Origin of the sequence: Allosalinactinospora lopnorensis (assembly GCF_000981225.1) — a bacterium.
Taxonomy (GTDB): Bacteria; Actinomycetota; Actinomycetes; order Streptosporangiales; family Streptosporangiaceae; genus Allosalinactinospora; species Allosalinactinospora lopnorensis.
The window spans coordinates 36,891-56,719 of the sequence record NZ_LAJC01000008.1; the positions used below are offsets into that span (position 1 = coordinate 36,891).

The 19,829-nt window shown below is 68.7% G+C and carries 16 protein-coding genes, 1 tRNA gene and 2 pseudogenes; 9 read left to right on the forward strand and 10 right to left on the reverse strand.

Annotated features, from left to right (window positions below):
• Positions 1-72 precede the first annotated feature (72 nt).
• From VS93_RS04620 to VS93_RS04635, 4 genes are all read left to right on the forward strand, one after another.
• Positions 73-972: a maleate cis-trans isomerase family protein gene (locus VS93_RS04620; protein WP_162231640.1), complete on the forward strand. Its 900-nt coding sequence runs from the start codon at positions 73-75 to the stop codon at positions 970-972.
• Between the two features lie 37 nt (positions 973-1,009).
• The gene (locus tag VS93_RS04625; RefSeq protein ID WP_046468773.1) at positions 1,010-1,753 is read left to right on the forward strand and encodes a maleate cis-trans isomerase family protein; all 744 of its coding nucleotides are present in this window, start codon (positions 1,010-1,012) and stop codon (positions 1,751-1,753) included.
• Positions 1,754-1,837: 84 nt separating this feature from the next.
• A complete protein-coding gene (locus tag VS93_RS04630; protein ID WP_082126623.1) occupies positions 1,838-2,584 on the forward strand; it encodes a GntR family transcriptional regulator in 747 nt (248 codons plus the stop codon).
• Between the two features lie 125 nt (positions 2,585-2,709).
• Positions 2,710-4,407, forward strand: a complete 1,698-nt coding sequence (locus VS93_RS04635; RefSeq protein ID WP_046468774.1) for a formate--tetrahydrofolate ligase — start codon at positions 2,710-2,712, stop codon at positions 4,405-4,407.
• Positions 4,408-4,476: 69 nt separating this feature from the next.
• Here VS93_RS04635 and VS93_RS04640 read toward each other — a convergent pair whose 3' ends face one another.
• Positions 4,477-5,946, reverse strand: a complete 1,470-nt coding sequence (locus tag VS93_RS04640; protein ID WP_394298791.1) for an NAD-dependent succinate-semialdehyde dehydrogenase — start codon at positions 5,944-5,946, stop codon at positions 4,477-4,479.
• 238 nt (positions 5,947-6,184) lie between these two features.
• Here VS93_RS04640 and VS93_RS04645 point away from each other — a divergent pair, with 238 nt between their 5' ends.
• Positions 6,185-7,450, forward strand: coding sequence for an aspartate aminotransferase family protein (locus tag VS93_RS04645; RefSeq protein WP_046468775.1), 1,266 nt, complete (start codon positions 6,185-6,187; stop codon positions 7,448-7,450).
• A 107-nt stretch (positions 7,451-7,557) separates the two neighbouring features.
• Here the strand turns inward: VS93_RS04645 and VS93_RS04650 are convergent.
• Both VS93_RS04650 and VS93_RS04655 read right to left on the reverse strand, forming a co-directional pair.
• Positions 7,558-9,353: pseudogene (locus VS93_RS04650) on the reverse strand (L-lactate permease).
• A gap of 41 nt (positions 9,354-9,394) precedes the next feature.
• Positions 9,395-10,096 (reverse strand): GntR family transcriptional regulator, encoded by a 702-nt coding sequence (locus VS93_RS04655; protein WP_052745530.1) that lies wholly within the window; start codon positions 10,094-10,096, stop codon positions 9,395-9,397.
• Between the two features lie 180 nt (positions 10,097-10,276).
• Here VS93_RS04655 and VS93_RS04660 point away from each other — a divergent pair, with 180 nt between their 5' ends.
• The 4 genes from VS93_RS04660 to VS93_RS04675 all read left to right on the forward strand — a co-directional run bounded on the left by VS93_RS04660 (position 10,277) and on the right by VS93_RS04675 (position 13,384).
• Complete coding sequence (locus VS93_RS04660) at positions 10,277-11,017, forward strand: (Fe-S)-binding protein (RefSeq protein ID WP_046468776.1); 741 nt, start codon at positions 10,277-10,279, stop codon at positions 11,015-11,017.
• Positions 11,014-12,471 carry a LutB/LldF family L-lactate oxidation iron-sulfur protein gene (locus VS93_RS04665; protein ID WP_046468777.1) on the forward strand — a complete coding sequence of 486 codons (1,458 nt, stop codon included), beginning with the start codon at positions 11,014-11,016 and terminating at the stop codon, positions 12,469-12,471. The genes VS93_RS04660 and VS93_RS04665 overlap by 4 nt, the downstream gene beginning before the upstream one ends.
• Positions 12,468-13,097 (forward strand): LutC/YkgG family protein, encoded by a 630-nt coding sequence (locus tag VS93_RS04670; protein WP_046468778.1) that lies wholly within the window; start codon positions 12,468-12,470, stop codon positions 13,095-13,097. Before VS93_RS04665 ends, VS93_RS04670 begins: the two co-directional genes overlap by 4 nt.
• Positions 13,098-13,311: 214 nt before the next feature.
• Positions 13,312-13,384 (forward strand) — tRNA-Arg (locus VS93_RS04675).
• Between the two features lie 117 nt (positions 13,385-13,501).
• Here VS93_RS04675 and VS93_RS31035 read toward each other — a convergent pair.
• The 7 genes and pseudogenes from VS93_RS31035 to VS93_RS04715 form a co-directional block, all read right to left on the reverse strand.
• Positions 13,502-14,755, reverse strand: coding sequence for a tyrosine-type recombinase/integrase (locus VS93_RS31035; protein ID WP_236700342.1), 1,254 nt, complete (start codon positions 14,753-14,755; stop codon positions 13,502-13,504).
• Positions 14,755-14,949 carry a helix-turn-helix domain-containing protein gene (locus tag VS93_RS04690; RefSeq protein WP_046468780.1) on the reverse strand — a complete coding sequence of 65 codons (195 nt, stop codon included), beginning with the start codon at positions 14,947-14,949 and terminating at the stop codon, positions 14,755-14,757. Before VS93_RS04690 ends, VS93_RS31035 begins: the two co-directional genes overlap by 1 nt.
• Positions 14,946-16,627: pseudogene (locus VS93_RS04695) on the reverse strand (replication initiator). The gene VS93_RS04690 and the pseudogene VS93_RS04695 overlap by 4 nt, the downstream one beginning before the upstream one ends.
• Complete coding sequence (locus tag VS93_RS04700) at positions 16,627-18,066, reverse strand: FtsK/SpoIIIE domain-containing protein (protein WP_046468781.1); 1,440 nt, start codon at positions 18,064-18,066, stop codon at positions 16,627-16,629. Before VS93_RS04700 ends, VS93_RS04695 begins: the two are co-directional and overlap by 1 nt.
• Before the next feature lie 100 nt (positions 18,067-18,166).
• Positions 18,167-18,475, reverse strand: a complete 309-nt coding sequence (locus VS93_RS04705) for a hypothetical protein (protein ID WP_156184674.1) — start codon at positions 18,473-18,475, stop codon at positions 18,167-18,169.
• The gene (locus tag VS93_RS04710; RefSeq protein ID WP_046468783.1) at positions 18,468-18,890 is read right to left on the reverse strand and encodes a hypothetical protein; all 423 of its coding nucleotides are present in this window, start codon (positions 18,888-18,890) and stop codon (positions 18,468-18,470) included. Before VS93_RS04710 ends, VS93_RS04705 begins: the two co-directional genes overlap by 8 nt.
• A gap of 116 nt (positions 18,891-19,006) precedes the next feature.
• Positions 19,007-19,738, reverse strand: coding sequence for a GntR family transcriptional regulator (locus VS93_RS04715; protein WP_046468784.1), 732 nt, complete (start codon positions 19,736-19,738; stop codon positions 19,007-19,009).
• Positions 19,739-19,829: the final 91 nt, after the last annotated feature.

Consider the following 19,829-nt stretch of genomic DNA (forward strand, 5'->3'; position numbering starts at 1 on the left):
GTGCGGGACCGGGCGGGAACCGGCCAGGAAACACGACCGGAAAAGACGAGAAGAGAAGGGGGTGAATGACCAATGCGGCCCGATCGGCTCGCCGGTGAAGCGGCGCACGGTGCTGAAAAGGAAGAGCGGGTCATCCTCGACCAGACGGGGGCGGCCACGCCCCTGCACGGCCACCGCGCCACGGATTCCGAACAGGACACCGCGGATTCGCTGCACAACGTCGTCGAGATCTCGGCTCTGCAGGAGACCCCGTGGCAGTCCGGCGTGGGGATCGTCGCGCCCTACGACTTCGCGCTCGACCGCGAACTGTGGCGCTGGGCGCCCGACGACATCTCCCTGTACGTCACGAGGCTGCCCTTCGTCCGGGTCCCGGTCACCGTGGACCAGGCCTCGGCCCTCAGCGACGCCGAGAACGTGGCGCGGGCGACCCGCGACCTGCTCGCGCCGGAACCGCTGGTGGTCGGGTACGCATGCGCGTCGGGCAGCTTCGTGCACGGGCTGGAGGGCGAGGATCGGCTGCGCCGGAGCATCCTCGACGCGGGGGCGCCGAGCGCGGTCACCACCTCCGGTGCGCTCATCCGGGCGCTCGACACGCTAGAGGCGCGCCGGATCGCGGTGGTCACCCCCTACGTCGACAGCGTCACCGAGCGCCTGGTCAGCTACCTCGCCGAACACGAGGTGGAGACGGTTTCGAGCGTGGGTCTGGGGCTACTCAGCCACATCTGGAAGGTCGCCTACTCCGAGGTGGTGCAGGCGGTCCGCGAGGCCGACCGCCCCGAGGCCGAAGCCATCTTCATCAGCTGCACCAACGTGCTCACCTACGACATCATCGCCCCCTTGGAGCGCATGCTCGGCAAGCCGGTCATCGCCGCCAACCAGGTGACCATGTGGGCCGCGCTCCACGCCATCGGACGGCAGGCGGTGGCCCACGGGCAGCATCTCGTCGACACCACCGGCCTGACAGCCGCATGAGACCGGGCCGCACATTCGCGAAGGGAGACCAAGCCCAATGACCACCACGGGCTTCCTGTACCCGGGATACAGTGCCGAAGACGATTACCCCGTGTTCTCGGAGCGGCTCGGCCCCGACGTCACCCTGCACGTCGCGCACACCCTGATGCGTGAGGACGCGCACCGTGTCGACGCGCTGCTGGACGTCGGCGGCGCGGACGTCCTCGCTGACGGCGCCCGCGAGTTGCGCGGCCTCGGCGTGGAATCAGTCGTGTGGGCATGCACCAGCGGCAGCTTCGTGTTCGGCTGGGACGGCGCGAAGAAGCAGGTCGACGGGGTGCACGGCGTCGCCGGTGTGCCGGCGTCCAGTACGTCGTTCGCGTTCGTCAACGCCGTCCGGCACCTGGGCCTGCGCCGCGTGGCGATCGCCGCCAGCTACCCGGACGACGTGACACTGCGGTTCGTGGAGTTCCTGCGCGACGGCGGAATCGAGGTGGTGGCGACCGCCAGCCGCGACATCATCACCGCGGCCGAGGTGGGGACGCTCGCCCCGGCCGAGGTACTGGACTTCGTGGCCCTCAACGACCACGAGGACGCCGAGGCGGTTCTGGTTCCCGACACCGCGCTGCACACCGTGCGGATCCTGGATGATCTGGAGCGGCGACTGGGTAAACCGGTACTGACCGCCAACCAGGTGAGCGTGTGGGAAGGACTCCGGCTGGCCAGGGCGGACGCGCCCCGCGATGGCCTGGGTTCCCTGTTCCGCGCGGACGCGGAGGTGCCGACCGCCGCCGATGACTGACAGTAGTAAGGGAAAATGGGGCGGTCAGGAGTAGAACCCACTCCTGGCCGCCCTGTCCGTTCGACAGAGAGGTGCGCGGATGCGATGAGTATCCCAGGCCAGCTCGAACCCGTACCCCGCAAATCCACCGCCGCCGTCATCGCCGACCAGCTCCGGTCCGCGATCATGTACGGCGCCCTGACTCCGGGCGACCAACTGGGAGAAACCGACCTCGCCGGGCAACTGGGAGTGAGCCGCGGCCCCCTGCGGGAGGCCATGCAGCGGCTGGTGCAGGAGGGCCTGCTGCGCAGCGAGCGGCACCGAGGCCTGTTCGTCCGCGAACTCACAGCGGAGGACGTCCGCGACATCTACGTCTCCCGGCTCGCCATCGAACGCGCCGCATGTGAACTGATCATGCGCGGCAACCGCGGAGAGGCACTGGCCCGGCTGACAGCCGTGCTCCAGGACCTGGTGCGGGCGGCGGACTCCCGCGACCGTGTGGCGATGAGCGATGCCGACCAGGCGTTCCACCAGGCCCTTGTGAGCTGCTCGGGCAATTCCCGGCTGGAGCGCATGACCCAGACCCTGCTCGTGGAGACCCGCATGTGCCTGACGGTCATGCAGGAGGTCTATCCCGAGCCCACCGAGCTCGTGGAGGAGCACCAGAAGCTGGTCGACGCCATCGCCGACGGCGACGAGAAACTCCTGCTGCACCTCATCGAGTCGCACATGCTCGAAACGGTCGCCCGGATCAACGATCCGGACGGCACCGGCCGGCCGCCTCCCGCAGGGAGGGGCCGAACAGCGGAAAGACACGCCACAGTATTGCGTAATGCCCAACCCTTTGCGTAATACCCAACACACCCTGACAATGGAAGGTGGGAGTTCCTCCGCCACACTCGTTGACGGTCCTCCCACAGCCATAGGCACGTTCCACGCAGAGGGTTCCCCGAACGCGACACGCCAGGGGTGGTGGCATGCAAATTCCCAGTGACTTGGAGATCGCCCGTGAGGCGGCACTGAAGCCTCTCACCAGCATTGCTGAGAGGATGGGCATCAGATCGGATCTCCTGGAGCAGTACGGCGAGAGCGTGGTGAAGGTGCGGCTGGAGGCCGCCGACGAACTCGCCGAGCGGCCGCGGGCGCGCTACGTGGTCGTGACCGCCGTGACCCCGACCCCGCTCGGCGAGGGCAAGACCACGACCACGGTGGGGCTCGGCGACGGGCTCAACCGCATCGGCAAGCAGACCACCGTGGCGATCCGCCAACCCTCCATGGGACCGGTCTTCGGCATCAAAGGCGGAGCGGCCGGGGGCGGCTACAGCCAGGTCGTCCCCATGGAGACACTCAACCTGCATCTCACCGGGGACATCCACGCGGTCGGTGCCGCGCACAACCTGCTGGCCGCGATGCTGGACAACCACCTCTACCAGGGCAACACCCTCGAAATCGACCCGCACAGCATCACGTGGCGCCGGGTGCTGGACGTCAACGACCGCTCACTGCGCAACATCATCACCGGCCTGGGGGGACGCACCGACGGAACGCCGAGGCAGACCGGCTTCGACATCACCGCGGCGTCGGAGGTGATGGCTCTGCTGTCGCTGAGCACATCACTGCGCGACCTGCGCAGCAGGCTCGGCCGGATCATCGTCGGCAACACCCGTTCCGGGAAGCCGGTGACCGCGGAGCAGTTGGGCGCGGCCGGTGCGATGGCGGCGCTGCTCCGCGACGCGATCAAACCGAACCTGCTGCAGACCCTGGAGCACACACCGGTACTGGTGCACACCGGTCCGTTCGGCAACATCGCCACCGGCAACTCCTCCGTGGTCGCCGACCTCATCGGTCTGCGGTCAGGGGACTTCCTGGTCACCGAGGCCGGGTTCGGCGCCGACATGGGTGCGGAGCGCTTCTTCAACATCAAGTGCCGGATCTCCGGCAACGCGCCCGACGCCGCCGTCGTCGTGGCGACCGTGCGCGCGCTGAAGACGCACTCCGGCAGGCACAAGGTGGTGGCGGGCCGCCCGCTCCCCGAGGAGATCCTCGCCGAGAACCCCGACGATGTCCGGGCCGGCGCGGCCAACCTGCGCAAGCAGATCGAGAACTGCCGGCTGCACGGGGTCTCGCCGGTGGTCGCGGTCAACGCGTTCCCCACCGATCACCCCTCGGAGCTTGAGGAGGTGCGACGGATCGCCACCGAGGCGGGGGCCCGCAGCGCGGTGTGCACGAACGTCCCCGACGGCGGCCGGGGAGCGGAGGAGTTGGCGGCGACCGTGGCCGAGGCGGCAGAGGAGTCCAGCGACTTCACCCTGCTCTACCCGGACCACGCGCCCCTGCGGGAGAAGGTCGAGTCGGTGGCCCGCAACGTATACGGAGCCGACGGGGTCGAGTACAGCAAGCTCGCCGCCCAGCAGATCGACTCCTGCGAACGCAACGGCCTGGGCACCCTTCCCGTGTGCATCGCCAAAACCCACCTGTCGATCTCCGCGGACCCGCAACTCCGGGGGGCGCCGACCGGCTGGACGCTGCCGGTCCGGGAGGTCCGGGCGTCAGCGGGCGCCGGATTCGTGTATCTGATCTGCGGGACGATGCAGACGATGCCCGGCCTGAGCGGGTCGCCCGCCGCGTTCCACATCGACCTCGACGACGAAGGCCGGATCAGCGGCCTCTCGTAACCGCGCAGAGGCACCGGCCGTCCCCGGGTGGAATGCCGGCATTCCACCCGGGGACGGCGGCCGCACGGCTCAGACCCCGCCGATACCGACGTACTTGGTCTCCAGGAACTCGTCGATGCCGACCTGGCCGCCCTCGCGGCCGAGCCCCGAGTGCTTGACGCCGCCGAACGGTGCGGCCGGGTTGGAGACGATGCCCTGGTTCAGCCCGACCATCCCGGTCTCCAGTCCCTCCGAGACCCGGAACGCGCGGTTCAGGTCACGCGTGTACACGTAACTGACCAGGCCGTACTCGGTGTCGTTGGCGTCGGCGAGGGCCTCCTCCTCGGTCTCGAACGTGATGATCGGCGCCACCGGTCCGAAGATCTCGGTGCTGGAGAGCTCGCTCTCCTGCGGGACGTCGGCGAGCACCGTGGGGCGGTAGAAGTACCCGGCGCCTTCGTCGGGTCCGCCGCCGACCATGACCCGGGCACCCCGGTTCACGGCGTCGTCCACCAGGTGCTGCACCTTCTCCCGCGCCTTGCCGTCGATCAGCGGGCCGACCTGGACGCCCTCCTCGGTGCCGCGTCCGACCGTGAGCGCGCCCATCCGCTCGCTGAGCCGTTCGGCGAACCGGGGCGCGATGCCCGCCTGGACATAGATCCGGTTCGCCGCGGTGCACGCCTCACCGATGTTGCGCATCTTGGCCTGCATCGCGCCGTCGACCGCCGCGTCCAGGTCGGCGTCGTCGAACACCAGGAACGGAGCGTTCCCGCCCAGTTCCATGGACGTCCGCAGCACCTGGTCGGCGCTCTGCTCCAACAGCTTGCGGCCGACCGTCGTGGATCCGGTGAAGGACACCTTGCGGATCCGGCCGTCCCGCAGCAGCGGCTCGGTGACACCACCGGCGTCGGTCGTGGGGAGCACGCTCAGCACACCCTCGGGCAGTCCCGCCTCGCGCAGGATGTCGGCCAGCGCGAGCGCCGACAGAGGCGTCTGCTGGGCCGGTTTGAGGATCGACGTGCAGCCGGCGGCGATGGCCGGGCCGATCTTGCGCGTGCCCATGGCCATGGGGAAGTTCCACGGCGTGATGAGCATGGACGGCCCCACCGGCTGCTGCATGATGAGGAACCGGGCCTGGCCGTTGGGCGAGATGGAGAAGCCCCCTTCGATGCGCACGGCCTCCTCGGAGAACCAGCGCAGGAAGTCGGCGGCGTAGGCGATCTCCCCCTTCGCCTCGGCCAGCGGTTTGCCCATTTCCAGCGTCATGAGGAGGGCGAGGTCCTCCTGGCGCTGCATCAGCAGTTCATAGGCGCGCCGCAGGATCTCCCCGCGTTCGCGCGGCGCGTGCTTGGCCCAGGTGGGCTGGATCCGTACCGCGGCGTCCAGAGCAGCGAAGGCGTCGTCGGTCCCGGCGTTGGCGACCTCGCACAGCACCGATCCGGTAGAGGGGTCCTCGACCTTGAACGTCCCGCCGGAGGCGGCGTCGCGCCATTCTCCCCCGATGAACAGCCGCTTGGCGACCTGTTCGACGACTCGTTCCTCGTGACCTGCCAAGACCATGATCTTCCACGTCCCTTCCGGGCTGGAGCGTCGTCTGGTGTTCCTGCCTCGGTCACCCGCGCGCGTGCGCGCCCGAACAGCGGAACCCCATTGGTACGCCTTCCCCATCTCGGCGTTCGCTAACGGTGTCCCCGGGGTAAGCAGGGGAAGGATGCGAGCTGGCAATGGACACCGCCACATGGCGGATGATTCCATAGCGCCGTCGATTGTCAACAATCCTACGGAATGAGGTCAGAGAATGGCTGAGCAGCCGGCCGGGCTCTCCCCGATCCTGAAGCAGGCGACGCCGGTTCTCGCCGCTCGGGGTGAGGGCGTCTACATCTACGACGAGGAGGACCGCCGCTATCTCGACTTCACCGCTGGGATCGGCGTCACCAGTACGGGCCACTGCCACCCCAAAGTGGTCGAGGCGGCGCAGCGCCAGGTCGGGACGCTGGTCCACGGCCAGTACACGACCGTGATGCACCGGCCGCTGCTCCGACTCACCGAGCGACTGGGATCGGTGCTGCCCGAAGGGATCGACCGGCTCTTCTACGTCAACTCCGGAAGCGAGGCCGTGGAGGCGTCGCTGCGCCTCGCGCGCCAGGCCACGGGACGGCAGAACGCCATCGTGTTCCAGGGGTCGTTCCATGGACGGACCATGGCGGCGGCCTCGCTGACCACCTCCGGGGTGAAGATCCGCGCCGGCATCGGACCGCTGATGCCCGGCGTCGCGGTCTCCCCCTTCCCCTACGCCTACCGGCTGGGCATGACCGAGGCCGAGGCCACCCGGTACGCCCTCCAGGAGCTGGACTACCTGCTGGCCACCGTCAGCTCCCCCAAGGACACCGCGGCGATCTTCATCGAACCGGTGCTCGGCGAGGGCGGCTACGTTCCCGCGCCGCCGGCCTTCCTCGAAGGACTCCGCGAGCACGCCGACAAGCACGGCATCCTGCTCGTCGCGGACGAGGTGCAGACCGGGTTCGGCCGCACCGGGAGGTTCTGGGGCCACGACCACGCCGGGATCCGGCCCGACATCGTGATCACCGCCAAAGGCCTGGCCAGCGGATTCCCGCTGTCGGCGATCGCCGCGCCGCACGAGCTGATGGAGAAGGCGTGGCCGGGCTCCCAGGGAGGCACCTACGGCGGCAACGCCGTCGCCTGCGCGGCCGCCCTGGCCACCCTGGACGTCATCCAGGAGGAGGGCCTCGTGGAGAACGCGGCCCAGATGGGCGAACGGCTGCAGAAGGGACTGCGCCAGATCGCCGACTCCCATGAGGTGATCGGCGACGTGCGCGGGCTGGGCCTGATGCTCGGCAACGAGTTCACCGCCCGCGACGGCTCCCCCGACGTCGACACCGCCACCCGCGCGCACAAGGCCGCCGCGGACATGGGGCTGCTCCTGCTCACCTGCGGCCCGCACGGCAACATCGTGCGGATGATCCCGCCGCTGATCGTGACAGCGGAGCAGATCGACGCCGCCCTGGAACTCTGGTCGGACGCCGTCGCCGAGGCCACCAACTGACGACGCCGGGGGACACGCCCTGTTCGGCGTGTCCCCCGGCGCTCCGCGCCGCCGCCCGGGGAGGAAGGGGGGAGGCGGCGGCCGGGGCCATTCAGCGGCCGCCCTGGCTACCGCTCCGTGTAGGTCACCGACTGCGGGACCTCGTCACGGCGCCGCCAGAAGTAGACGGCGAGCAGCAGCAGGATCACCAGCACGGTCGCCAGCCCGATCGAGCCGACGTTGAAGCCGAGCCCGAAGCTGAGCACGTAGCGAGCATGCCGGCGGTCAGGCAGTAGTAGACCATCGGGATGATGGTCTTGCGGATGAGCGCGCCTTCGCGGTCAACCAGGCCGACCGTCGCGCACGCCGCGACGACGTTGTGCACGGTGATCATATTGCCCGCCGCGCCGCCGACCGCCTGCGCGCCCACGACGATGTTGGTCGGCGCGCCGATCTGCTCGGCCGTGGAGAACTGGAACAGCGAGAACATCAGGTTGCTCACGGTGTTGCTCCCGGCCGCGAACGCCCCCAGGGCGCCGATCCACGGGGCGAACACCGGCCAGGACTCCCCTGCCAGCGCCGACGCTCCCGCGGCCAGCGACAGCGGCATGCTCTCCAGGTCGGAGGTGTTGAAATTGGCACCGGAGTTGATGAAGACCCGGACCATCGGCACGGCGCAGAGCAGCGCGACGGCGGCGATCCCGATCTGCGTGCCGGCCGTCATGAGGGACTGGCTGATCTGGCGCGGGGACATGCGGTGGATCAGGTAGGTCAGCACGACCGCCACGAGGAACACGAAGCCGGGCGACCACACCGGAGCGAAGTCCGCGCCGGCGTCCGTGCCGAAGATGTTGGCCCACTCCAGCGTCACGGCCTGCAGCGGCTCGGCGAACAGCAGGCGCGTCAGGAGCAGCAGTACCGCGACGAGCACGTAGGGGGTCCAGGCCCGGACGATCCCCATGTCCTCGCTGGTGACCTCGCGGGTGTCCGGGACCAGCCGGCCCATCCACTCGGGCGCCCAGCTCTTGCGGGGGGCGAAGTCCCACGGCTGGGAGGGCACGAGGAACCCGCGCTGCGCAGCGAACACCACGACCATGAGCCCGATGAGACCGCCGAGCAGCGCCGGGAACTCCGGCCCCAGCAGCCAGGCGACGAGCACGTAGGGGATCGTCATGGCGAACGCCGCGAACAGCGCGAACGGCGCGACCTTCAGGCCGTCGGCGACGCTGCGCCGCTCCCCGAAGAAGAAGGTGAGCATGCAGACCATGAACAGCGGGATCAGGGTCCCCACTGTGGCGTGCATGCCCGCGACGGCGATCGTGACATCGCCGGTGACGTAGGCGGTCAGGTCCGTTCCCGCGGCATCCAGGCTCTGCTGGACGTTCGGCGCACCCGCGAGGCCGTCGTGCACCCCGACCAGGATGGGGGTCCCGACCGCGCCGAAGCTCACCGGTGTGCTCTGGATGATCAGACCGACCATCACCGCGGCCATCGCGGGGAAGCCCAGGGCGAGCAGCAGCGGCGCGGCCACGGCGGCCGGGGTCCCGAAGCCCGAGGCGCCCTCGATGAAGCTGCCGAACAGCCAGGCGATGATCACCGCCTGCACCCGGCGGTCGGGGCTGATGCGCGTGAACGCCGCGCGGATCGACCGGATCGCCCCGCTGGCGTTCAGCGTCGACAGCAGCAGTAGTGCACCGAAGACGATGTAGAGCAGACCGAGGGCGATGATGAAGCCCTCGATGGTCGACGCCGCGATCTCCAGCCACCCCACCTGCCAGACGAAGGCGGCGATGAGCACGACGACGACGTACCCCACGGGCATTGCGTACTTCGCGGGCCATCGCAGGCCTACCAGCAGCACACCGATCGTGATGATCGGCAGCAGCGCCAATAGGCTCAGGACCGCCAGATTGTCGGTCAGCATGGTGTTCCTCTCCGGGCGCGCGACACGCCACCACTAGCGCGTCACGGGTGTCCTTCTTCTGTCGGGGATCGACCGCTTTGCGACCACAACCTGGCGGCTCCGGCACGCATGACCGCCTCGGACGCGGCGAGGTGTTTTTCCAGCGCGGCGCACGCACGATCGCAGTCGCCGTTCTGCAGCGCTTCCAGCACGGCCCGGTGCTCGCCCGATTTCGCGGCGACCGTCGGATCGTGCCGCTGCACCCAGCCGATCACCAGCCGGACCTGGTCGGCCTGCATGTCCCAGGCGGCCAGCAGCCGACCGTTGCCCGCTATCGAGGCGATGTTGCGATGGAAAGCCAGGTCGGCTTCGGTGGCCGAGGAACGGTCACCCTCGTCCAGAGCCATCTCAAGGGCGTCGAGGTCCTCGCTGAGCTCGGGAAGCATCGCGCGCACGTCCTCGTGATCAGCGGTCTGAAGCGAAAGCCGTTCGAGCACGCTACGCACCGTGTAGATCTCCGCTACGTCCTTGGTCGTGAGGGATACGACCCGGGCGCTGCGCCGGGAGCTCAGTTCCACGAGCCCCACCCGCGCGAGCTCTGACAGAGCCGTCCGGACGGGGCCACGGCTCACTCCCAACCGCTGGGCGAGATCGGCCTCGACCAGACGCTGGCCGGGAACCAGCTCGCCGAGCACGATGAGCTTGCGTAGCTCGGCGAAGACCTCCGCCCATAGCTCGGAGTGCTGCGGACCAATGAGTCGCATGCTCGCGACCTTTCGCTTCGTCATTTATCTCTGGGTGTGTATGATCTGTGCCACGCTAGAACTTGTCAACGGAGATCAGTTCTCAGATTTCGGTTAACTGTTTACCGGACCGAGGCGGCCCGAGGATGGATCACTCTCCCGGACCGCACTCGAACTCGCCGGCTGGAAGGGAGACCGGGCATGCGCATCGCGCTGTTCGTCACCTGTCTCAACGACACCCTGTTCCCGGACACGGGGCGGGCGGTGGTGCGGCTGCTGGAGCGGCTGGGGCACGAGGTGGTCTTCCCCCGCGCGCAGACGTGCTGCGGGCAGATGCACTACAACACCGGCTACCGCCGGGAGGCCCAGCGCCTCGCGGCCCGGTTCGTCGAGACCTTCGAGGAGGCCGACGCGGTACTGGTGCCCTCCGGGTCGTGCGCGGCGATGGTGCGCGACAACTACCCCCGGCTGGGCACCGAGGGCAGCCTGCCGGAACGCGAGACCGCGGAGCTGGTACCGCGGGTGTACGACCTCTCGGAACTACTGGTGGACGTACTCGAGGTGGTCGATGTCGGGGCCTACTTCCCGCACACCGTCACCTACCACCCCACCTGCCACGGGCTGCGCCTGCTCGGCCTCGGGGACCGCCCCTACCGGCTGCTGCGGGCGGTCCGGGGCCTGGAACTGCTGGAGCTGGGCGGGGCGGCCGAGTGCTGCGGCTTCGGCGGCACCTTCGCGATGAAGAACGCCGACGTGTCGTCCGCCATGGGATGGGACAAGGCACGACAGGTGGCCCAGACCGGAGCGGAGGTGCTGTGCGCGGTGGACAACTCCTGCCTGATGCACATCGGCGGCACACTGAACCGCCAGCACTCCGGGGTACGCGCGATGCACCTGGCCGAGATCCTGGCCAGCACTGAGAAGGAGCCCGCACGCATATGAGCAGAACCTTTATCGGGATGCCCGCCTTCCCCGCCGCCGCCACGGACGCCCTCCGCGACTCCCAACTGCGGCACAACCTGCGCAAGGCCACGCACACCATCCGCGACAAGCGGGACGGCGCCGTAGGCGAGCTCGATGACTGGGCGCAGATGCGCGCCGCCGGAAAGGCGATCAAGGACCGCACGCTGCGCCACCTCGACGTGTACCTGGAACGGCTGGAGGAGGCGGTCACCGCGGCCGGGGGAACCGTGCACTGGGCCGCCGACGCCGAGGAGGCCAACGCCATCGTCACCGGCCTGATCCAGGACACGGGCGAGCGCGAGGTGGTCAAGGTCAAGTCGATGGCCACCCAGGAGATCGAGCTGAACAACGCCCTGGAGCGGGCCGGGATCAGCGCCTACGAGACCGATCTCGCCGAGCTGATCGTCCAGCTCGGCGACGACCTGCCGTCCCACATCCTGGTCCCGGCCATCCACCGCAACCGGGCCGAGATCCGCGAGATCTTCCTGCGGAAGATGGGCGAGTGGGGCGTGCCCGCCCCCGAGAACCTGAGCGACCAGCCGGACGCGCTGGCCGAGGCCGCACGGGTGCACCTGCGCCAGAAGTTCCTGGACGCCAAGGTGGCGATCTCCGGGGCGAACTTCGCGGTGGCCGAGACCGGGACCCTGGTGGTCCTGGAGTCCGAGGGCAACGGGCGGATGTGCCTCACCCTGCCCGAGACGCTGATCTCCGTGGTCGGCATCGAGAAGATCGTCCCCACCTGGTCGGATCTCGAGGTGTTCCTGCAACTGCTGCCCCGCTCCTCCACCGGCGAGCGGATGAACCCCTACACCTCCACCTGGACCGGCCCCACCCCGGGTGACGGTCCACAGGAGTTCCACCTCGTCCTGCTGGACAACGGGCGCAGCGACGTCCTCGCCGACAAGGTGGGCCGCCAGGCGCTGCGCTGTATCCGCTGCTCGGCCTGCCTGAACATCTGCCCGGTGTACGAGCGCACCGGCGGCCACGCCTACGGTTCGGTCTACCCCGGCCCTATCGGCGCCATCCTCAACCCGCAACTGCACGGGACCTCCGGTGAGGTGGACGCCTCGCTGCCGTACGCGTCCTCGTTGTGCGGGGCCTGCTACGAGGTGTGCCCCGTGGCCATCGACATCCCGGAGGTGCTGGTGCACCTGCGCGAGAAGGTCGCCTCCGGGCCCGGACACCGAACGGAGAAGGCCGCGATGAGCGCCACCGGGTGGATGTTCGGCGGCGACCGGCGGCTCGGCCTGGCCCAACGGGTGCTGTCGGCGACGCGCGCCCTGGCGCCCAAACGGATGCCCGGCCCGGCCTCGGCCTGGACCGATACCCGCGACCTGCCCGACATCCCCAAGGAGTCGTTCCGCCAGTGGTGGCGGGCGCGGGAGAAGGAGAGACAGCGGCGAGACGACGGTAAGGGAGGTGAGCGGCCATGACCGGCTCGCGCGAGAAGGTCCTGGGCAAGATCCGTGCGGCGCTGGCCGACGTGCCGCGCGAGGAGCGGCCTGAAGACGTGGACGTGCCACGCGGTTACGCCCCCTCGCACAGCGACGACACGATCCCGCTCCTGACCGACCGGCTTGAGGACTACAAGGCGGTCGTGCACCAGGTCTCGGCCGGCGACCTGCCGGACGCGATCGCCACGGCCCTGAAGCGCCGCTCACTCGAACGGATCGCCGTCCCGCCGGACCTGCCCGCCGAGTGGACGGCATCAGCCCCGGTGACGCTCGTGCGCGACGACGGGTTGAGCATCCCCCAACTCGACTCGGTCGACGGCGTCATCACCGGTTGCGCCGTGGCCATCGCCGAAACCGGGACCATCGTCCTGGACGCCGGTGCCGCGCAGGGCCGGCGCGCAATCTCACTCGTCCCCGACTACCACCTGTGCGTCGTACGCGCCGACCAGGTCGTCAACGGCGTCCCGGAGGCCATCTCCCGCCTCGATCCGCAGCGCCCGCTGACCTGGATCAGCGGGCCGTCGGCCACCAGCGACATCGAACTGGACCGGGTGGAGGGCGTACACGGCCCGCGCACCCTCGAAGTCCTCGTCGAGGAGGCCTGACAGGAATACCGCCCGGCAGGGCGGCCATTGGCCGTCACAGCGGCCCACCGAGGGGGCCGCGCGGGGGCCCGCGTCGCCGCGTCGCCGCCCTGTCGGCCCCTGTCGGCTCCCTCACCCCGCCCGGATAAGACGGTGAAAGCGCTCCATTCTGCGTGGTAGAGTCTTACTCGGCCAGCGGGGGCGGCACACATCCCGAGGCCGGACAACCGAACCAGCGCTCGTAGCTCAATGGATAGAGCATCTGACTACGGATCAGAAGGTTGGGGGTTCGAATCCTCCCGAGCGCGCCGCCTTGAGACAGCGAAGATAAGGCCCGACCTGCGAAAACAGGCCGGGCCTTTTCTTGTGTGGACCGGTCCCGATCGCGGAACCGGGCTTTCTGCTAACAGGCTTGCTAACACGCGCTACCCGGCGTTCCGGAGGATGCCCGCGAAGGTCTCGGCCACCGACGCCGCCTGCTCGTCGATCACGTGGGCGTAGACCCGCAGCGTGATCGACGGATCCCCGTGCCCGAATCGGGCCGCCACCACGTGGACCGGAACCCCGGCGAGGAGCAGCGTGGTCGCGTGGATGTGCCGAAGGTCGTGCAGCCGGGCACGCGGAAGCGGTTCGGCCGGCTTGGGCCCCTTGGCCGGTTCGTTGTAGCGCCGGAGCATGGTGGACATGAGCGAGGACACCGTGTCCGGGTGCACCGGCTCGCCCCACCCGGTGGTAAACACGTAGTCCTCTGTCCCGCGCCACTCCTCCCCCACCGCCAGCCGGTCCTCGATCTGCCGCTGCCGGTGCGCCTTCAGCACGGCCACGGTGTCGGGGTCGATGCTCACCACCCGGGAACGGCCGCTCTTGGTCGTGCCCTCGACCCGCTTGCCGTCGATGAACGACGCCGTTCCGGTAATGCGGATCTCGCTCGCCTCCAGGTCGACATCGAACCAGCGCAGGTTGAGCAGTTCGCCGCGGCGAGCCCCCGTGTAGGCGGCCACGTGGAAGAAAGCGTGCAGCCGGTGACGGCTCGCCACCTCGGTGAGGAATTGCCGAAGCTGCGCCGGTGTCCACACCGATCCTGGTTCTTTGGACTGCTTGCGCGGACGCTTCGCGCGTTCGACCGGATTGGACGCGATGAGCTGTTCGACCTCAACCGCGTCCCGGAACGCCCGGCGCAGCACGGCGTGAACGTACTCCACCGTGCGCGGTGAGAGCCCCTTACCGTCGCGTCCACCGGTTGCCGAAAGCTCGCGGTAGAACTTCGTGATGGTGGCGGGACGGACCGCCTGGATCCGATGCTCACCGAGACGCGGAAGCACGTACCGGTTGATCAGGAAGCGGTACATGTACAGCGTCTTCGGCTTGATCTCGACCCCATGTGTCTCGATCCACTCTTCGAGGTATTCGGCCACCGTGACGCGGTTGCGGTCGATGTACTCGCCCCGGCGGGCCTTGACCCGGGCTTCGTCGCGCGCCGCTTTGGCCTCCTCCTCCGTGGGGAACCCGCCGACCCACTTCGGCTTGCTCACGCCGGTTTCGGGGTCGGTGACGCGGATGACGTAGGACCAGGTGTTCCCCCTCTTCATCACGCCGTCGCGGAGCTTCGGCCGCTTCTTTCCGCTACCGGTTCCGTTGTCCTCCGGCCCGTCCGGAGTCGCGATCGCCGTCTTCGCCATCAGGCCGCGACCTCCTCAGCGTCCAGGCGCGAGGAGATGTAGACATCCAGCGCTTCGACCGGGACACGTCGAGAGCCGTCGATCTTCAGCGAACGCACGACGCCGACAGCGATCAGCTCATAGAGCTTGCTCCGGGAGATCGCCAGCGCCCGAGCTGCTTCCGGGACGGTCAACAGCAGTCGTGAGGGGGTCATGCTGCTTCTCCAATTGCCGAGTGTTGGTGTTGCCGAGCGGTGTCGAGTTGCGCGCGCCGTTGTAAGGCCTCACCCACGGCGCGTAGTAGGCGTTGCTCGCGGGGAGGCACATCGGGATCCGTGGGGCGAGCCAGCTCCCAGACCTCATTGCCGGACGGAACGCGCAAAGGGACGGCGGCGGCCTGGTCCTGGTCGTGCTCGGTGTCGCCGTCGGGGTTGACGCCGAGTTGTTCGAGAACCCAGGTCAGCCGGTCGGCTTTGTGGTCGGCGAGGGTTTTGTTGGACCACTTGCGCGAGACCAGCACGCGGCGCCCGGCGTAGCGAGGTGTTCGCGTTTGTGGGCTTTGGAGCGGCAGAAGCCGGGGCGCAGGCCCTCTTTGGGCTCTTGGGGTTGGATGCCGTAGCGCAGCCAGTTGGAGCACCGGGGCGAGCAGGGTTCGAACCGCAGCGCCTCGGTCAGCCGGTCCACGTGGTGCTGTTGGGCATTCGTCTTGATCTCGTGGCATTCGGCGATGTCCTTGGTCAGGTACTTCGCCAGGTAGCGCACACACCGGTCCGCATCCTCCGAACCCGCAAGGACGCCCTTTGCGTCCACCTGGGGTCCGAAGCGCACCACGTGCATGGGTTCGGCGTCCGGATCGGCGTCGAGGGCGTCCAGGGCCTCATCCCAGGTGGGCAACACCTCACCGGTTGCCGGGTCGACATAGTTCCCCGTTGCCTCATCAAAGACCGGAACGTGTGAACCCTCGTACTTCACCTCTTCCGCCTTGGGCCACCACACCTGGTGGTAGGTCGCCGCCGCGATCTGCCGGAGTTCGGCCCGGGGGAGGGTGCCCCTCGTTGCCATGTGCAGGTGCGGGGCCAGCCGGCGTTGCGGCTCCACCGAGGCGAAGTACTGCACGTCGAAGCCGGCCACCCGCCGCAAATTCTGCACGAACCGGTCCACCAGCTTGGCGAAGTGCAGCGCATCCCGGGCGGCACGCCGGTAGTCATAGGTCGCCGGATCCACCGGGGTGCCATCGCTTTTCACCCGCCCGTAGGAGTTCAGGGTCAGCGTGAGGAACAGCGAAGGGCGGAACACCTTGCCCGAGGCGGGATCCTCGAAGGCGCGGCCCACGGTGCGCCGGACCATGGGTCGTTTGGGAAGATCCGGGGCATCCTGGCGCCGTTTGGTGGAGCGCACCCGCCGCGGCTTGGACGAGCCCGCCGAGGAGGAGCCCGGAGCCACCGAACCGCGCAACCCCGAGGCCGAGATCTCCTCGTCCAGGTCAGCAATGACCGCATCCAGCGCCGCGAGCTGGTCAGGGTCAGCGGCACCGGAGGCGGCGAGCTGGTCGCGTTGGGCGGTGACCATGGCGCGCTGTTCCACCCAGGAGCGCTGCACCTCGGAGGGGTCGTCCGGTTCGCTCACCGGTTCTTCGGCCAGGTGCCAGCCCTCCTCGCACTGGCTGCGCCGAATCGAGCGCTTACGCTTGGCACAGGCCGGACACCGCGACTCCAGCGTCGAGCCGCACGGCACGTCCACGATCTCGGAGGCCCCGGTTTCGGTGTCGGTGCGCCGCAGCGACACCGGCCGGATGCACACCCCCTTGTCGGTGGCCACTTGTTCGGCCACCTCGCGGGCGAGGGGTTGCGCCTGGCGTTCGGCCCGGGTGCTCTTGCCGGTCGGGGTGGGCATCAGGCAACCCCCTCCCCCGACACCGAACACAGCCGGCGCGGTCCGTACTCGTCTGCCATCGCCTCGATGTCGGTATCGGCGACGTAGGCGGCGCGTACCCGCACCGGCACCGGGGATCCCTCCAGGCGCACGAAGGCCACACCGGGAACCTCAGGGGCGATCAGGTGGGCGTTGGCGCCGCGATCACGCGCATCCTCGCCGAGCACCATGTCCACCTGGGAAGCCTCGTCCAGGCGAAGGGCTACCTTGTCGGGGAAGAGGTTGCGCAGGTTCATCACCTCCTTGCGCGGATCCTGCAACGCCGCCAGCACCGCGAACCCGACCGAACGGCCTTGAGAGGTGAGTGTGGCGATGGCGTTCTCCGCGCGGCGGCGGATGTCGCGATCGGGGTGGTAGGCGGTCAGGAAGGCCACCTCATCGAGCACCACCGCCACGAACGGATCATCCGTGGTGGGAGTGTGCGTGCGCTGTTTCCCGGCGTAGCGCGCGGCCCGCTCCTGCATCTCCGCTACAGCGGTTTCGAGCAGGGCCACCGCCGCCTCAGCGGTGTCGGCATAGCGGGCGAACAGGGAACGGCCGTAGGACAGCTCCATGCGCTTGGGATCGATCGCCCACACCTGCGCCGTCCCATCAGCCAGAGCCGGGAGCATCGCCCGAATCGCCGACCAGATCACCGAGCCCTTACCGGCCCCGGTCACCCCGACCGTGAGCACGTGCGTGCCGTGCAGCCGCATCCGCCACGTCTGGCCGTCTTCCCGCAGCCCCATCGGCAGCGCCGTCAGATCCACTTCCTCAGGCACGGGCAGCGCATCGAGGGGGTCGGCCAGGGTGTCACGCCGAGGAAACTCCAACACCACCTCACGCGGCCCCAGCACCGTCACCCGGCACGACGGGGCGGCGAAGCCGTGCGCCAGCTCGACCACCCGCTGTTCAAAGTCGGCCGGGGCGGTACCGGCCACCAGCTTCACCCGGACCCGATCCGCCCACTCGGTGCAGGTGACCTTCCTGATCTGGGGCAGGTATTGGCGTTCCTGATAGGACTCGGCCAACCCCGCCACGACGAGCACCGGTTGCCAGTGCCGCCGGTAATTCCAGAACCACCGCCAGGCGGCCAACACCCGCAACACCACCAGGGACCGGAACGTGTGCGGCCAGCGCCACCGCCACCCGATCAGCCCCGCACCGGCCAGCGTGGCCAGGATGGCCAGCGGCACCCAGCCGAGATGGGAGGCGACGAGCACGGCCAATGTCGCCGAGGCGACCGCGATGGGGAACCGGAAGGGCAGCAGCGCCACCAGCCGCAGGAGTCGGTAGATCCACCGGATAAGGATCAGAATGCCCGGCGTCTCCACGACCGGTGTCCTGAAACGGATGCTCTGCGCCGGAACCGGAGTGGTGGGCTGCACCTGAGTGGCCCCGGCGTTCCTGTCACGCAACATAAGCTGAACACACCTCTTCCACGGTCTTTAGCGAGGTTCGGGAGGGGGTAAGGGGCGGCCGAAGGTGTTGGCGCACCAGGCCGCCCCGCCTGTCAGTCGGTCAGGCCGCGCCGGTATCTCCCTCGGCGGCGGTGCGCGCGTGCAGCTCTTCCAGCGCGGCCAGGAAGTGCTTCGCCTGCGAGGCCAGCTCGCCAGCGAACGCCAGATCCTCCGCTGTCACCGCGCCGTCGTGGTCGCGGCAGGTCACCGAGACATAGATCCCGCGCGAGGCCAGGGCCAAAATCGGCTTACTGTCGGCGTAGGTGTGGCAGTAGACCGCCACATCGGAGCGACACGCAAGCCCAGCGATCCCCGCGAGGCCTCCGGCCCGCCCGGAGCCGCAGCCGTCCAGCGCCCACCCATCAGGCACCGTCCTTGGCCGCACCGGATGCGGCGGCCGCAGCCTTGCGCGAGCCACCACCGCCAGGAGCCTTGATCCCACGGGCGCGCAGCGAGTAGGCCACCCTCGGGCGGCGCCCGTTGTCATCGACATAGGGCATCACCGACATGGACTCGAACTCGATCGGGCGAAACGGCAACCCCGGCACCTCATCGGGCAAGGTCGGACACACCTCAGCGGCCACCTTGACCTTCACCGACTTGGCCTTACCGCGCGCTTCCGGGTCGGCGTCGATCACATCCACCGCCCACAACGGCAGGCCCGTCTCCTTGTCCATCTGGGGCCGCTTGGTCTCAAAATCGGTGATCGCCTCCACCCCAAGGGCGTAGGCCCCATGCGGGAACACCGTGCCGAACTCCACCGGCAACGCACCCTGAATCGCCATTAGTGATCCTCTCCAGATAACTTAATTGCCTGGTCACCTGACTGACCAAGTTGCTCCACAGTAAAAAACCCCACTTGCTCTGTCAAGTGAGCAAGCGGGGTTCTTGGGGTTCGTCTCTACGCCAGGGAGTACGCGTCTTCCAACTCGTGACGATCCGCGGGCAGCACTACGCAAAGGGCGGCGACGGGCTGGCCTGAGTGTTCGCGGAACGAGGCGTAGACCACCAGCACGGGGGCGTCTGCGGGCATCGTGAGCGTTCGCGCCTCGTCGGGGGTCGGGTTCCGCGCCGTGATCTGTTCCACAACGTGGTCGAACTTGACCCCTCGTCTGGTCTCCAGGTGCCGGCGCAGACTCTCACTCAGCGGCTCTTGGGCCTCAAGGTCGGTACCGGCCGCGTAGTCAACCGGGACCCACGTCGAGAGCAGTTCCAGCGGTTCCCCCTCGTGGTGGACGAGAACCCGCCGATGCAGCGCGGACACGTTCTCGTCCAGCCCCAGCAGTACGCGCAGCCGATTGGGCGGAACCTCGCGTTCGACGCTCAAAACCTGTTCAGTGTCCCGCGGATCCCGGTTGATCGCTTCGGCACCTGTCCGGCCCGCCGAATCCGCCTGCTCCAGCGCCGGTTGTCCCCGGACGAACCGCCCTTTGCCTTGCTGGCTCTCGATCCATCCGTCTTGGCGCAGTACATGCAGCGCACGGACCACGGTAGGCCGCGCCACATCGAACTCCTCAGTGAGTTGGGCCTCACTGGGCAAAAGCGTGCCCGGTTGATACTCACCTGAGGCGATACGCCGTTGAAGCTCTGCCACAACACGGGCGTATTTCGGCGGCGTGTACTCGAACGGCATCCTCAGCTCCCTAAGACTTGCCCTGTCAAGCAGGCTAGCGCTTAACCAGTTCTCTTGCCAGGGCACATAGTCATTGTTCCTTTGGTCAGGC